This is a genomic window from Streptomyces gelaticus, from assembly GCF_014649535.1.
Taxonomy (GTDB): Bacteria; Actinomycetota; Actinomycetes; order Streptomycetales; family Streptomycetaceae; genus Streptomyces; species Streptomyces gelaticus.
The window spans coordinates 133,743-146,616 of record NZ_BMTF01000012.1; the positions used below are offsets into that span (position 1 = coordinate 133,743).

At 69.7% G+C, this 12,874-nt stretch carries 13 protein-coding genes and 1 pseudogene; 8 read left to right on the plus strand and 6 right to left on the minus strand.

Annotated elements, in window-relative coordinates; translation table 11 throughout:
• Positions 1-37: 37 nt before the first annotated feature.
• The 3 genes from IE107_RS18925 to IE107_RS18935 form a co-directional block, all read right to left on the minus strand.
• A complete protein-coding gene (locus tag IE107_RS18925; protein WP_189544986.1) occupies positions 38-2,089 on the minus strand; it encodes a phosphocholine-specific phospholipase C in 2,052 nt (683 codons plus the stop codon).
• Positions 2,090-2,256: 167 nt separating this feature from the next.
• A complete protein-coding gene (locus tag IE107_RS18930) occupies positions 2,257-2,595 on the minus strand; it encodes a hypothetical protein (RefSeq protein WP_229867080.1) in 339 nt (112 codons plus the stop codon).
• A gap of 297 nt (positions 2,596-2,892) precedes the next feature.
• Positions 2,893-3,303, minus strand: coding sequence for a RidA family protein (locus tag IE107_RS18935; protein ID WP_189544988.1), 411 nt, complete (start codon positions 3,301-3,303; stop codon positions 2,893-2,895).
• On the opposite strand from IE107_RS18935, the gene IE107_RS35050 reads away from it, so the two are divergent.
• A complete protein-coding gene (locus IE107_RS35050) occupies positions 3,302-4,123 on the plus strand; it encodes an AMP-binding protein (protein ID WP_373302462.1) in 822 nt (273 codons plus the stop codon). The genes IE107_RS18935 and IE107_RS35050 overlap by 2 nt on opposite strands.
• A pseudogene (locus IE107_RS18940) lies at positions 4,015-5,355 on the plus strand (type I polyketide synthase); the annotation flags it as partial. The gene IE107_RS35050 and the pseudogene IE107_RS18940, both read left to right, overlap by 109 nt.
• 106 nt (positions 5,356-5,461) lie before the next feature.
• Here IE107_RS18940 and IE107_RS18945 read toward each other — a convergent pair.
• Entirely contained in the window at positions 5,462-6,151 is a 690-nt protein-coding gene (locus IE107_RS18945) for a recombinase family protein (RefSeq protein ID WP_189544989.1), read from the minus strand.
• Positions 6,152-6,372: 221 nt separating this feature from the next.
• On the opposite strand from IE107_RS18945, the gene IE107_RS18950 reads away from it, so the two are divergent.
• The 6 genes from IE107_RS18950 (at position 6,373) to IE107_RS18975 (ending at position 10,772) form a co-directional block, all read left to right on the plus strand.
• On the plus strand, positions 6,373-6,987 hold the full coding sequence (locus IE107_RS18950) for an ArsR/SmtB family transcription factor (RefSeq protein ID WP_189544990.1): 615 nt from the start codon (positions 6,373-6,375) through the stop codon (positions 6,985-6,987).
• Positions 6,984-8,240 (plus strand): MFS transporter, encoded by a 1,257-nt coding sequence (locus IE107_RS18955; RefSeq protein WP_189544991.1) that lies wholly within the window; start codon positions 6,984-6,986, stop codon positions 8,238-8,240. The genes IE107_RS18950 and IE107_RS18955 overlap by 4 nt, the downstream gene beginning before the upstream one ends.
• 69 nt (positions 8,241-8,309) lie before the next feature.
• Positions 8,310-9,056 (plus strand): thioesterase domain-containing protein, encoded by a 747-nt coding sequence (locus IE107_RS18960; RefSeq protein ID WP_189544992.1) that lies wholly within the window; start codon positions 8,310-8,312, stop codon positions 9,054-9,056.
• A 201-nt stretch (positions 9,057-9,257) separates the two neighbouring features.
• The gene (locus tag IE107_RS18965; RefSeq protein ID WP_189544993.1) at positions 9,258-9,443 is read left to right on the plus strand and encodes a hypothetical protein; all 186 of its coding nucleotides are present in this window, start codon (positions 9,258-9,260) and stop codon (positions 9,441-9,443) included.
• A 40-nt stretch (positions 9,444-9,483) separates the two neighbouring features.
• Positions 9,484-9,822 (plus strand): PadR family transcriptional regulator, encoded by a 339-nt coding sequence (locus IE107_RS18970; protein WP_189544994.1) that lies wholly within the window; start codon positions 9,484-9,486, stop codon positions 9,820-9,822.
• Positions 9,819-10,772, plus strand: coding sequence for an HAAS signaling domain-containing protein (locus tag IE107_RS18975; protein WP_229867081.1), 954 nt, complete (start codon positions 9,819-9,821; stop codon positions 10,770-10,772). Before IE107_RS18970 ends, IE107_RS18975 begins: the two co-directional genes overlap by 4 nt.
• 99 nt (positions 10,773-10,871) lie before the next feature.
• Here the strand turns inward: IE107_RS18975 and IE107_RS18980 are convergent, their stop codons facing one another.
• Positions 10,872-11,489, minus strand: coding sequence for a cysteine hydrolase family protein (locus IE107_RS18980; RefSeq protein ID WP_189544995.1), 618 nt, complete (start codon positions 11,487-11,489; stop codon positions 10,872-10,874).
• Between the two features lie 125 nt (positions 11,490-11,614).
• Entirely contained in the window at positions 11,615-12,853 is a 1,239-nt protein-coding gene (locus IE107_RS18985) for an MFS transporter (RefSeq protein ID WP_189544996.1), read from the minus strand.
• Positions 12,854-12,874 lie beyond the last annotated feature (21 nt).

Genomic DNA, 12,874 nt, shown 5'->3' on the forward strand with positions numbered 1-12,874 from the left:
ACGGGGTGGGGACCGCCCGGCCAGTGGCACGCGGATCTCACACAGTCGCGATACCCGGGTCGCTCACGCCCGCTCGACCGTTCTCGACGTGCCCGGCCAGGCGCCGCAGGTATCCGGTGTTGCCCTCGATGACGACCGTCAGGTCGTACCAGCGCTTGGTGGCGCGCAGGTCGATGCTCTGCTCGACCGTGGCGCCGGCACGGACCGTGAAGGTCTGGCGCCCGCCGCCGTAGGCGTTGGTCACAGTGAGGTGTGCGTCGGCGGTCGACGGGTTGGTCAGGGTGAGCTTGAGGTTGCCGGCGTCGTGGCGTGCCGTCACCTCCGGCTCGGCGGCCTTGTTGTTGCCCCTGAAGGCGCGCAGGAAGCCGTTCGGGCCGTGGGCCGTGAGGTCGTAACTTCCGCCGGAGTAGAACGAGTTCCAGCTGTCCGAGACGGGCTTCCCGGCTGCCGCTGTGTACGTCCACGGGCCATCGGTGCGCTTCTGCGAGCGCACCTGGAAGGCGGCGCCCGCCTTGTCTCCCGCGCTGAACGTCAGCTTGTACTTGCCGGTGGTGAGGTCCGCGGCCCCGTCGACGTAGGGAGCGTAGGAGAGCGGACGGCTCGGCCGGGCTCCGGCCTCCTGCCGGGGCAGGGCGCCCTGGGCGGGTGGCCTCGGTACGTAGCTGTTGTGGCGGTCGCGGTCCGGCGGGGCATAGCCCGCGGTGTCCGGCAGGTCCGCCGGGTCCGTGACCTTGAGGGAGAAGTCGAAGGCGGAGGTGAGGTCGCCGCAGATGGCGCGCCGCCATGGGGAGATGTTGGTCTCCTGCACTCCGAACCGGTTCTCCATGAAGCGCAGGATCGAGGTGTGGTCGAAGGTCTCGGAGCAGACGTATCCGCCGGTGGACCATGGCGAGACGACGATCATCGGGACACGTTGTCCGAGGCCGTAGGGGCCTGCCGCGTACCCGATACTGCCCTTGTAGTGGTCGAGCGTGGTGTCGACGGTGGACAGCCCCTGGTTGGCGGAGGCCGGCGGGTAGGGCGGCACGACGTGGTCGAAGTAGCCGTCGTTCTCGTCGTACGTGATGAACAGGGCGGTCCTGCTCCATACGTCAGGGTTCGAGGTGAGTGCGTCAAGGACGTGCGAGATGTACCAAGCGCCGTAGTTGGCCGGCCAGTTGGGGTGCTCGGAGAACGCCTCGGGGGCGGCGATCCAGGAGATCTGCGGCAGCCTTCCGGCCTTGACGTCGGCTTCGAGGATGTCGAAGTATCCGTCTCCTGCCTTGACGTTCGTGCCGGTGCGGGCCTTCTCGTACAAAGGCTCGCCGGGCTTGGCGTTGCGGTAGTTGTTGAAGTACAGCAGGGAGTTGTCGCCGTAGTTGCCGCGGTATGCGTCGTTGATCCAGCCCCAGCCGCCGGCCGCGTCGAGGCCGTCGCCGATGTCCTGGTACACCTTCCAGGAGATGCCTGCCTTCTCAAGGCGTTCGGCGTATGTCGTCCAGCCGTAGCCCGCTTCCTGGTTGCCCAGGACCGGGCCGCCGCCGGTGCCGTCGTTGCCGACGTGGCCGGAGAGCATGTAGTAGCGGTTCGGGTCGGTCGCCCCCATGAACGAGCAGTGGTAATCGTCGCAGATGGTGAACTTGTCGGCGAGTGCGTAGTGGAACGGGATGTCGTCCCGTGTCAGGTACGCCATGGTGCCGGTGCCCTTGGCGGGTATCCAGTTGTCGTACTTGCCGTTGTTGAACGCGTAGTGTCCGCCGGCCCAGTCGTGGTCGAGGCCCGCGATGAACTGCATGCCCAGGTCGTCGGCGTCCGGGTGGTAGGGCAGGGTTTCCTTGCCGAAGCTCGACTGGTGCCATACGGGTTTGCCGCTGGGCAGTGTCACCGGACGGGGGTCTCCGAAGCCCCGGACGCCCTTCATCGACCCGAAGTAGTGGTCGAAGGAACGGTTCTCCTGCATGAGGACGACGATGTGTTCGATGTCCTGAACGGTTCCGCTGCGGCGCGCCGCCGGGATGGCGGCGGCGCGGTCGATGGAGCCGGACAGGGCGGCGAACCCCGTGGTGGCTCCGGCGATTTGGAGGAAGCGACGCCGATTGATTCCGGTCATGGTGTGGGGAGTCCTCCTGTTGCTTCGGTGATGCCCGTCCATGGAGAGGGGCAACGGGAGTATTCAAGAGGAACCAGGCTCGGGGAAGTGGGCTGAGGTGACGGTCGCGCAAAATGTGGGCCACGCCCCAGGAACGTCCGCTTGTTCGCGATGGTGCAACGAGCGGTTCACTGCTCGTCATCGATGCCCTGGACGTCGACAGGCTCTGTTCCGTTGAAGGTCACGAGGATTCCGTAGGGGTCCGCCATTCGGAACCGGCTCTCGGCGAAGCGGACTGCCCAGGTCCGGTCGGCCCACACCGTCGCTTCAGGAGCTGCCAGGGGCAACTCCGGGAGGTCCAGCCAGCTCAGTTCCTCGGCCGTGAGTTCAAAGTGTCGTTCCCGGAGCCGGGTGCGGCAGTACTCCAGGGCTTGGTCGACGAAGACGTCGAAACGGCTCACTACGTCGTGAGCGAGTCGGAGGGTGCGCTCGTCCGGCGGGGCGGCCGGCTCGGTCACCACGCTCACCCCGGCCGGGTCCGTGTCTGCCGGCCGCGGGAAGCAGCCGGTCCAGCATGCCAGCGACGGAGGACTCTCCATCCGTCTCAACGCAAGCCCGGCGATGTGCAAGGTTGCGGGCAACCCTCCATCAGCGCCGGGCTCTTCCACACCCCAGCCGCTCGGTGGTCTGCCTGTTTCGGACATTGGCTCAGCCTAGGCCAAGAGCCGATCACAACGACGACCGGCAGCCGAGGCGCACGGCGAGCCGCGTGGAACGCTTCGTCCTGCCCGCCGACCAGGGGTACATGTCTGCGACGAAGCGGATCAGTCAGGCAGCGCGACAGTAAGGTCCACCTCGACCAACTGCCCCTCGAAGCCCAGCTGCGCGACACCCAGGAGCGTGCTGGCGGATGCGAAGGCCGGCCCGAGGGCTGAGCCGATGAGCCGATGCCATGCGATGCCCAGGACATCTGTGTCGTCGCTCCGTACATAGATCACCGAACGCACCACCTGCTGCGGTTGGGCATTCACCGCTCCCAGCGCAGCGAGCGCGTTCGCGACGACCTGATCGATCTGCGCTTCGACGGAGCCCGTGCCGACGAGTGAACCGTTCCGGTCGAGCGGGCACTGCCCCGCCAGGTATGCGGTCCGGCCGGTCTCCACCACGGTGATGTGGTGGTAGCCGGGCGTTTCATGCAACTGTTCGGGATTGATGCGGGTGATCTTCGCTGTCATGCCCGCGAGTCTGGTCAGCATGCTGCCGACGCGCATCGCGATTTTCCCCCTCGTACGCAGCTCGCCGGGAGGCAACCTGGTGCACCGTGCCGTCGTCCTCAACGGCGGGTCGTCTCAAGGGGGTCACGCGGTGGGCAGGCACGCCGACATCGTCGAACCACTGCCGGAACTGCTCGGGCACCACGCCCGGCGGCTCGGGGACAAGGTCTGTTTCGAGGACCGCTTCAGGCGTGTGACCTACCGGGAGCTGGAGCGGAGGACCGCACGGCTGGCCGGTCACCTGGCCGGACTCGGCGTGGTACGCGGTGACCGGGTGGCCGTACTGCTCGGCAACCGTGTCGAGGCGGTCGAGAGCCTGCTCGCCATCACCCGGGCGAGCGGCGTGGGCGTACCTCTGGACCCCGGGAATTCGGAGGAGGAGCTGACCCGTCTGCTGGACGACAGCGGGGCACGGATGCTCATCACCGATGACGCCTGCCTGATGCGGCGGCGAACGCTGCCGTTGCGACCCGGGTTGACCGTGGTGGTGGCCGAAGGCGGCGCCGAGGACGAGGCCGGGGACTCGGCTTCGTACGCGGACCGCGTGGATGAGGCGGACGGGGACGGCGGGGCTGCGGGCGCGGGCGCGGGCGGCGTTCTGCGGTTCGAGGAATTGGCGGGTACGGAGCCGCGGACACCGGCCCGGGACGATCTCGCACTGGACGAAGTGGCCTGGCTGCTCTACACCTCGGGCTCCTCCGGCGCGCCCAAGGGCGTCCTGTCCAGCCAGCGCAACCGCCTCTCGCCGGTCGCGACGGGCCTCGCTATCCCGGAGAGGTGACCTCTCCGGAGGAGCTGTGGCGGCTGGTGGCCGACGGGAGGGACGCCATCGGTCCCTTCCCCACCGACCGGGGCTGGGACGTCCGGGCGCTGTACGACCCGGACCCCGGGCGGCCCGGCCGGACGTATGTGCGCGAGGGGGGATTCCTCTCCGGTGTGGACCGCTTCGACCCCGGCTTCTTCGGCATCTCGCCCCGCGAGGCGCTGGCCATGGACCCGCAACACCGGCTGCTGCTCGAAGTGGCGTGGGAGGCTTTCGAGTACGCCGGTCTCGTCCCCGGTAGCCTGCGCGGCTCGGCGACCGGGGTGTACGTCGGGCTGATGTACAGCGACTACGCGCGCGGTCTGACCAGGACGCCCGAGCAGGTCGAGGGGTACCTCGGCCTCGGCAACGCCGGAAGCGTCGCCTCGGGCCGTATCGCGTACGCCTTCGGCCTCGAAGGTCCGGCCCTCACCATGGACACGGCGTGTTCCTCGTCCCTGGTGGCCCTGCATCTGGCGGCCCAGGCGCTGCGCCGGGGTGAGTGTGCATTCGCGTTGGCCGGTGGTGCCACGGTGATGTCGGGGCCCTCGTCGTTCGTGGAGTTCAGCCGCCAGCGGGCGCTGGCGCCGGACGGCCGCTGCAAGGCGTTCGGCGCGTTGGCCGACGGCACGGGGTGGGCCGAGGGTGCCGGCATGCTGCTGCTGAGCCGGTTGTCCGAGGCGCGCCGTGCCGGGCTTCCGGTACTGGCCGTGGTGCGCGGCTCGGCGGTGAACCAGGACGGGGCGAGCAATGGGCTGACCGCACCGCACGGGCCTGCGCAGCAGCGGGTGATCCGGCAGGCGCTCGCGGACGCGGGGCTGAATCCCGGGGACGTCGACGCCGTGGAGGCGCACGGCACCGGCACCCGGCTGGGGGACGTCATCGAGGCGGAGGCCTTCTTCGCGACGTACGGGCGCCACGCCCGGCAGCGTCCCCTCCGGTTGGGCTCGGTGAAGTCGAACATCGGTCATACCCAGGCCGCTGCCGGGGTGGCCGGTGTGATCAAGATGGTGCAGGCGATGCGGCACGGTGTGCTGCCGCGTACCTTGCACGCCGACGAGCCGACGCCCCGTGTCGACTGGTCGTCGGAGCGGATCGCGCTGCTGACCGGGGCGATGGGGTGGCCTGCGACTGATCGTCCCCGTCGGGCGGGGGTGGCGTCGTTCGGGATCAGCGGCACCAACGCCCATGTGGTGCTCGAAGAGGCTCCGGGGGCGGGGAGGCCGCATCGCGAGGTGCCGCGGCGGACGGCGGGGCCGCGAAGGACCGTGTCGGGGTGCCGGTAAGAACGCTGTCACCAGCCGCAAACGGCGGTGGTCAGTCCTCTGACCTGGAGGGCCGGGGCAGTTCCGCCGTCTTGGTCGCCTCAGCGAGCGCGAGGCGACCACCCTTGAGTTCGGGCACGTAGTTGTAGATGGTGTTGCGGGAGACGCCGAGGAGCTTGGCGATCGAGGTGACGGTGTTCTCCGGGCGGGCGAGTAGGTCGCGGGCGTGACGTACCTGCTCCTCGGTCATCGCCGGCGGGCGGCCGAGCCTGGCGCCGCGGGCGCGGGCGGCATCCAGGCCCTCGTTGGTGCCCTGCACAATGAGTTCGCGGATGAACTCCGCCAGGGCCGCGAACACGTGGAAGACCAGGCGTCCGCCGGGCGTGGTCGTGTCGAGCGCCTCGTGCAGCGAGGTGAACCCGATGCCGCGCTTACGCAAGCCGGACACGATCGCGATGAGGTCCTGGATGGAGCGGCCGAGCCGGTCCAGCGACGGGACGACGAGCGTGTCGCCCTCGCGCAGGAAGTCGAGGGCCTTCCACAGCTCCTCGCGGTCGGCGTTCTTGCCGGACTTCTTGTCGGCGAAGATTCGGATGCATCCCGCCTCGGTGAGTGCGTGGATCTGCCGGTCGAGCAACTGCCCCTTGGTGGACACGCGTGCGTATCCCACGAGGCCGCCGGTCCGTACGGCCGGTACAAGGGCGAGGAGATCGGCGGTGTCGTCATCCTGGAGTGGTTGCACCTGCCAGATCGTACAGAAAAGGGTGCCCCTCAAGTTCTTGAGCACATCGACTTTCTGGCACCGTTTTATGGGCATGATCCAGTGCTGATCCGGCCGCGCGGCGCCGCTTACCGATCTTGCTCATCAACCGGTCGATTTCTGAACCCGAGGGGCTACGTCGGAACTTGGAACGCTTCACAACAACTCTTTTGAAACAACTGTTGTAGGTCTACGCTCTGCGCATGGTCGCTTCCTCTGCTGCATCCCCTGAGTCCTCAGGACGGGACATCGAACTCGACACCGCTGACTTGCGCGTGCTCGCTCACCCGTTGCGCTTGAACGTCCTCACCCTGCTGCGAGAGCGTGGTCCGTCCACTGCCACCCGGATCTCCGACGAGCTCGGCATCAACCCTGGCGCGGCGAGCTATCACCTGCGCCGCCTTGCCTCGGGCGGGCTCATCGTGGAGGAGCCGGACCGTGGCACCGGGCGCGAGCGGTGGTGGAAATCCGCCCATCGCCAGTCGATCCACGATCCCGCGGCCGCGCCTGCGGAGCAGCGCGAGGCCGGACGCGCGTACACACATGCGGTCGCCCTTGCCGCTGCGGATCGTCTGCGCAGGGCTGCGCACGAGGTGCCGCTGCTCTCTCAGGAGTGGCTCGACGTCACTACCTACGGCGACTTCCTTCTGTACTTGACCCCGGGCGACGTGGACCGGATGCGGGCCGAGATCTTTGAGGTGATCTCGCGATATCGGCATGAAGAGAGTGAGGCGCCTGAAGGGTCCTCTCCGGTAGCGCTGCAAGTGCAGGCGTTTCCGGTGCCTGGCACGGCGCTGCCGTTGGCCGGTGAGGCGTGAACGCGCACGGCATAGCTGCGTCCGCGCGGCCCGCCTACCGGGACGTCAACGTTCTGCGCTGGCTTACCGCTTACACGGCCTCGGTCACTGGCGACGTTGTGTACTTTCTCGCCCTGTCCTGGGCGGCCGCACGCGCTGGCGGGCCGTCGCAGGTGGGCCTGGTGGTCTCTGCCGGAGCTCTTCCCCGTGCGGTGCTCATGCTCGGCGGTGGTGTGGTGGCCGACCGGTTCGGGCCGCGCCGGGTTGCTGTCGTCAGCGACGCGGTTCGCTGCGCGGTGATCCTTGCCGCCGCCGCGGCAGTCATGCTGGCGTCCCCGAGCGTGTGGCTGCTGGCCGCGGTTGCGTTGATCTTCGGCGTGGTGGACGCGGTATTCATGCCAGCGGTGGGCGCGCTCCCGCCACGTATTACGGCACCTGAGCAGCTCGCGCGGGTCCAGGGGATGCGCGGGTTGTCGATCCGGCTGAGCAATGCCGTCGGCCCCCTCCTGGCGGGAGCCGTGCTGGTGATCGGCGGTACGGCCGGTGCGTTCACAGCCGCAGGCGCACTCTTCGCTCTCTCGCTCGTCACTCTGCTCACCCTGCGGACTACTTCTTTAACGGAGGTATCTCAGCGCGGCTCCGCCTGGCATGAACTGCGTGACGGTTTGCGATACGTCCGTCGGCACCGGATGCTCGCCCCGCTGGTCACGGTGATCGGGCTGAGCGAGATGTGCTTCAGCGGCCCGGTCGCCACCGGCCTGGTGCTCCTGGCCGACGAACGCGGCTGGGGCGCCTCGGGCATGGGGTGGATCGCGAGCGCGTTCAGCGTCGGAGCCGCAGCTTCGGCCTTGCTGCTCACAGTCTCGACCCGGATACCGCGCGCCGGGCTGGCGATGTGTGGCGCGCTGCTCGTCACCGCTGTGGGAGCGGTCGCCTTGGGGCACGCGCCCTCACTGCCCATCGCCGTCATGTTCGGCTCCTCGATCGGACTGACCAGCGGGTTCACGACTACCGTGACCGGCGCGTTCGTCCAGACGGAGACAGACCCCCGCTACCTCGGACGGGTCACCTCGGTCACGACTCTGTGCACGCTGGGCCTTGCGCCCGTGCTTTTCCCTGCCGTCGGCATCACGGTGGCCCTGTGGGGAGCGGAGGTGTTCTTCATCGGATGCGGTGCGATCAGCCTGCTTGCCGCAGCGCTCGGCCTCTCTGTCCCCCTGATACGACGCGCCGAACTCCACCCGCCCAGGCCCGCATCGCCGGCTGGCCCGTGACAGGACTGGACCGACTCCCTGGGCGCGCTCTTCCGTACCGCGTGCGCCCGGGGGCGGACCTGGGACGGCATGGTGCTCCTCACCGTCGCCGCGCGTCTGCGCCCGGTCTTCGACAGCGCCGGGGCGCCCCGTGCGACGCGCGAACCCGTCGTGCTCGCGGCGGGCGGCGCGGGGGCCTGGCTGGTCTGCTCCCCCGCACTCAGCGCGCTGTCCGGACCGCAGGAGTACGCACGCCTCGGTGCCGGACTGCGAGGCCTGCGTCCGGTCTCCGCGGTGCGGCACCCGGGGTTCGAGCCCCGAGAGGCGTTGCCCGCCACACCGGACGCTCTCGTCGCAGCCCAGGTCGCCGCCGTCCGCACGGCCGCGGCCGAAGGCCCCGTGGTACTGCTGGGGCGGTCGGCCGGTGGCTGGGTGGCCCACGCCGTGGCCGAGCGGCTGGAGTCCGAGGGTGCCGCCCCGGCGGCCGTCGTCCTGGTGGACACCTATCCCCCCGGTCACGGCGACCGGGGAGAGGCGCTCTCCGCGATGACGTCGGACATGCTGCGCCGGGCGGCGGAGTTCGCCTCCGCGGAGCCCGACCGGCTCACCGCCATGGCCGGATACTTCGAGCTCTTCCGTGACTGGAAACCCGCGCCGCTCTCCTGCCCCACCCTGTACGTACGCGCCCGGGACCTGCTGCCCGGCACCGGACCCGCCCCGGACTGGAGCCTGCCGCACGCGGAGATCACCGTGCCGGGGAACCACTTCACCATGCTGGAGGAACACGCCCGTACCACCGCACTCGCCATCCACCAGTGGCTCGGCAGCCGGTTCTGAGGACGTCCCGGGAGAGGCACTCGTACGGGCGTGGCCGGCTCCGTCCCACGCACCCCGCATCGGGCGGAGCGCGTTCCCGGAACCGTACAGTGCGTCGCTCCGGCACTGCGCGGGGCACTTGTCCCGAGGCCGCCCTCTGCGGCAACCACCGGCGCAGGCCGCCGCGGCTGACCGGCCGTCGGCGCAGGAGCTGTCCGGCCCTTGAGCAGGCGCGTCCCAGGTGATTCCCCGAGCCCCGCCCCGACGACTGCCGACGAACAACCCACCCCGCCGCTCGCCCTCTTCGGCGCGCGTCCCTTGGTGCGCGGCAAGGTCCGTACGTATCACGCGCTGTGCCCCGACACCGGATCAGCGGTCGCAGAGCTGGTCAACGCCTCCCCATGGTGACGCGTGACATTAGTGTGCGGCACACAGTATTGTGTCGTGCGTGGGCACCGATGAACTGATCCTCAGCCAGGCCCAGGAGCTACGCCGCGGCACAGTCGTCCTGGCCTGCCTGGCACTCCTGGAGGAGCCGCAGTACGGCTACGCGCTCCTGGAAACGCTCGGCGATGCCGGGATCGCCGTCGACGGCAACACCCTCTATCCGCTGCTGCGCCGCCTGGAGAAACAGGGGCTGCTCATCAGCGAGTGGAACACCGACGAGTCCAGACCGCGCAAGTTCTACCGGGTCAGCCCCGAGGGCGCCCGGGTCCGCACCGGACTGCTGCGCGAATGGCAGGAACTCGGCGCCTCGATATCACGTCTGACCAAGGGGGACCGTTGAACAAGCTGCATGCGTCCGGCACCGGCACGCTGACCGATCGTTACGTGGCGGAAGTCGTCCGGCGCATCCCGGCCGACCAGCGCGGCGACGTGGCCGACGAGCTGCACGCCACCATCGCCGACACCGTCGAGGCCCGCGGCCCGGCCGATCCGGAGACCGTCGAGCGCGAGGTGCTCACCGAGATGGGCGACCCGATCCGGCTCGCCGCCCGGTACGCGGACCGGCCGCTCGCACTGATCGGGCCCGATCTCTACCCGACGTACGTACGGATCCTCACGGTCCTGCTGGCCACCGTGCTGCCGGTGGTCACCGCCCTGGGCGCGGCGCTCGACATCCTGGACGGCCAAGGGGTCGGCGAGGTGATCGGTGGGGCCGTCGAGGCGGTGCTCACCGTCGGCGCCCAGATGATTGCCTGGCTCACCGTGGTGTTCGCCCTGATCGAGCGGTCCGGCAAGCGGCCCGGCGCGGCCGGCCGGACCTGGACGCCCGACGACCTGCCCGACCGCAGCGCGCCCAAGGAACGCAGTGCGGCGGTCTACGCCCGGGTGGTGTGGCACGCGCTGCTGATCGCCCTGATCGTCTGGCAGCACACCGCGCAGCCGTACCAGACCGACGACGGCACACGCCTCGACGTGCTCGACCCGGGTCTGTGGTCGGGGTGGATCTGGCCGGTCCTGGCCGGACTCGTCGGCCTCGTGACGCTCGACGCGATCCGGGCGGTTCGGGTATGGACACGGACACTGGCGGCCTGGAGCATCGCCGCCGAGGCGGCCTTCGCACTGCCGCTGGTATGGATCCTGCATCGGCAGGAGCTGTTCAACCCGGCCTTCCTGTCCGACGCCAACGGTGGCTGGCAGGCCCCGCAGTCCCTCTACACCGTCGCGGCGGTAGGGGTCCTGGCGGTGAGCACGCACGAGGTGGTGAAGCGGTTCCGCGAGGCGCGGGACTGAATCCACGGCGGTTGCCGGGTCCGACCGGCCCGCCGCCCGGACCCGGCCCCCCGCCCTGCGCGAACATCCAGGTGGTCCCGGACCTGCCGCCGGCGCTCATCAGGCTCGTGGTTCGAGCCGGCCGGTCCGGAGCAGGGCGTGCAGCTCGACGGTGTCGATGATGTGGGCCCGGGAGGGGAGAACTCGGTGGAGCAGGAGGTTGTGGACTTCGGTGTCCGGGTCGGCGACGCCGTCGGACAGGACGTAGAGCCGGTAGTCGCGGTCGGCCGCGTCGAGGACGGTGGACAGGACGACGCCGCTGGTACTGATGCCGGAGACGACCAGAGTGGTGATGCCGCGCTCACGCAGCTGCCGGTCGAGGTCGGTGGTGGACATGCCGCCGTAGCGGATCTTGCGCACGCCGATGTCGCCGTCCTGAGGAGCCAGGCGCTCGTGGATGGCAGTGGCAGCGTCCTCGTGGTGCATGGCACGGTGCCGGGCCAGCGGAGCGAAGGACTTGTTGGCAGCAGGGATCGCGTCCCAGTCGGACTCGGTGAAGCCGGCACGTACGTAGACGATGGTGCCGCCCTTCGCACGGACATCGGCGATGGCCTCTGCCATGCGACCGAGCAGGGTCTCGCGGTCCTCGCCTTCGGGCAGGACGGCCAGCATCGCGGGCTGGTAGTCCATGACGAGCAGAGCGGTGCGCGCGGGGTCAAGTGCGGGAGCGGTGTTCACGCGAGTGTTCTCCTTGCTGGTGGTGTGCCTGGTGGTAGCTGTGTGCCTGGTCGGCGCGGACGCGCACCGGCGGACCAGCTGCGGCCCGCGGGCTTCAGCGGTGAGTTGCGGGGTGCGACGAGTGGCTACGGGACGGACGGTTCCGGCTCGTACTGCGACATCTGGTCGTGTCGGGGAAGCAGGAGCGGGGTGGCCAGGATGAGCAGTCCCGCGACTGTGAGAGCGGTACGTGGGCTGGTGACGTCGGCGAGCAGCCCGCCGAGCGCGGTGCAGACGGCGACGGCCGCCTGCTGGCCGATCGACCAGGCCGACAGGGTGCGGGCGACGAGATGCTTGGGCGTGTGTTCGAGCCGGTAGGTGGCGAGCACGGGGGTGTACAGGCTCATGTTGATGATGATCGCCAGCTCGACGGCCATCACGGTGACGAGGCCGACGATGCCGGGACCGACGAAGGCCAGGCCGATCAGCCAGACGGCACGCAGGGTGCCGACGGTCCGGAAGACCCATGGCCGGCCGTAGCGGGCCACGACACGGCGGGCCAGCCGGGAGCCGATGAGCCCGCCGACACAGGGGGCGGCGAAGGCGAGGCCGTACTGCCAGGGCGGGAACCCCAGTCGGCGAAGCAGGAGCACGGCCAGCAGCGGCTCGGTGGCCATGATCAGACCGGCGACGAGCATCTGATTGAGGTAGAGCGCCCGCAAACCGGGATGGCCCAGGATGTGTCGCCACCCGTCGAGCAACGCGCCCGCCCGGACCGGGCTCTTGCCGGTTGTCTGCGGCGCCTCTTCCCGACCACCGATCGCGGTGATGCCCAGCGCGGAGAACAGGTAGCTGAGCGCGTCGGCCACCACGGTGGTGACCGGCCCGAACAGGCCGATCGCCGCCCCGCCCAGCGGTGGCCCTACCGCGATGGAGCTCCAGTTCGTGGACTCAAACCGCGCGTTGGCCACGAGCAGGTCGTCCGGCCGGACGAGGGCCTTGAGGTAGGCGCCACTGGCCGCGTTGAACGCGATCTTGGCCGCGGCGACCACGACCGAGATCACGAGCAGTTGGACGAAACCGAGCCGACCGAAGGCATAGGCGACCGGGATCGTGGCCATGGCCGCAAAGCGGGTCAGGTCCATCGCGATCATGACCGGGCGCTTGCGCCGAAACTCCACCCACGGCGCGAGCGGCACCGCGATCAGCGCGCCCACCGCGGGGCCCACCGCGGACAGCGCCGACACCTCGGCGGGGCCGGCGTGCAACACCAGCACGGCGATCAGCGGCAATGCCCCGAACCCCAGCCCGGACCCGTACGCGCTCACCGCATATGCCGCCCACAGCCAGCCGAACTGCCGACCCAACCGTGTCCTGCCCATCATGCTCGGCGCGCTCCCCTCGAC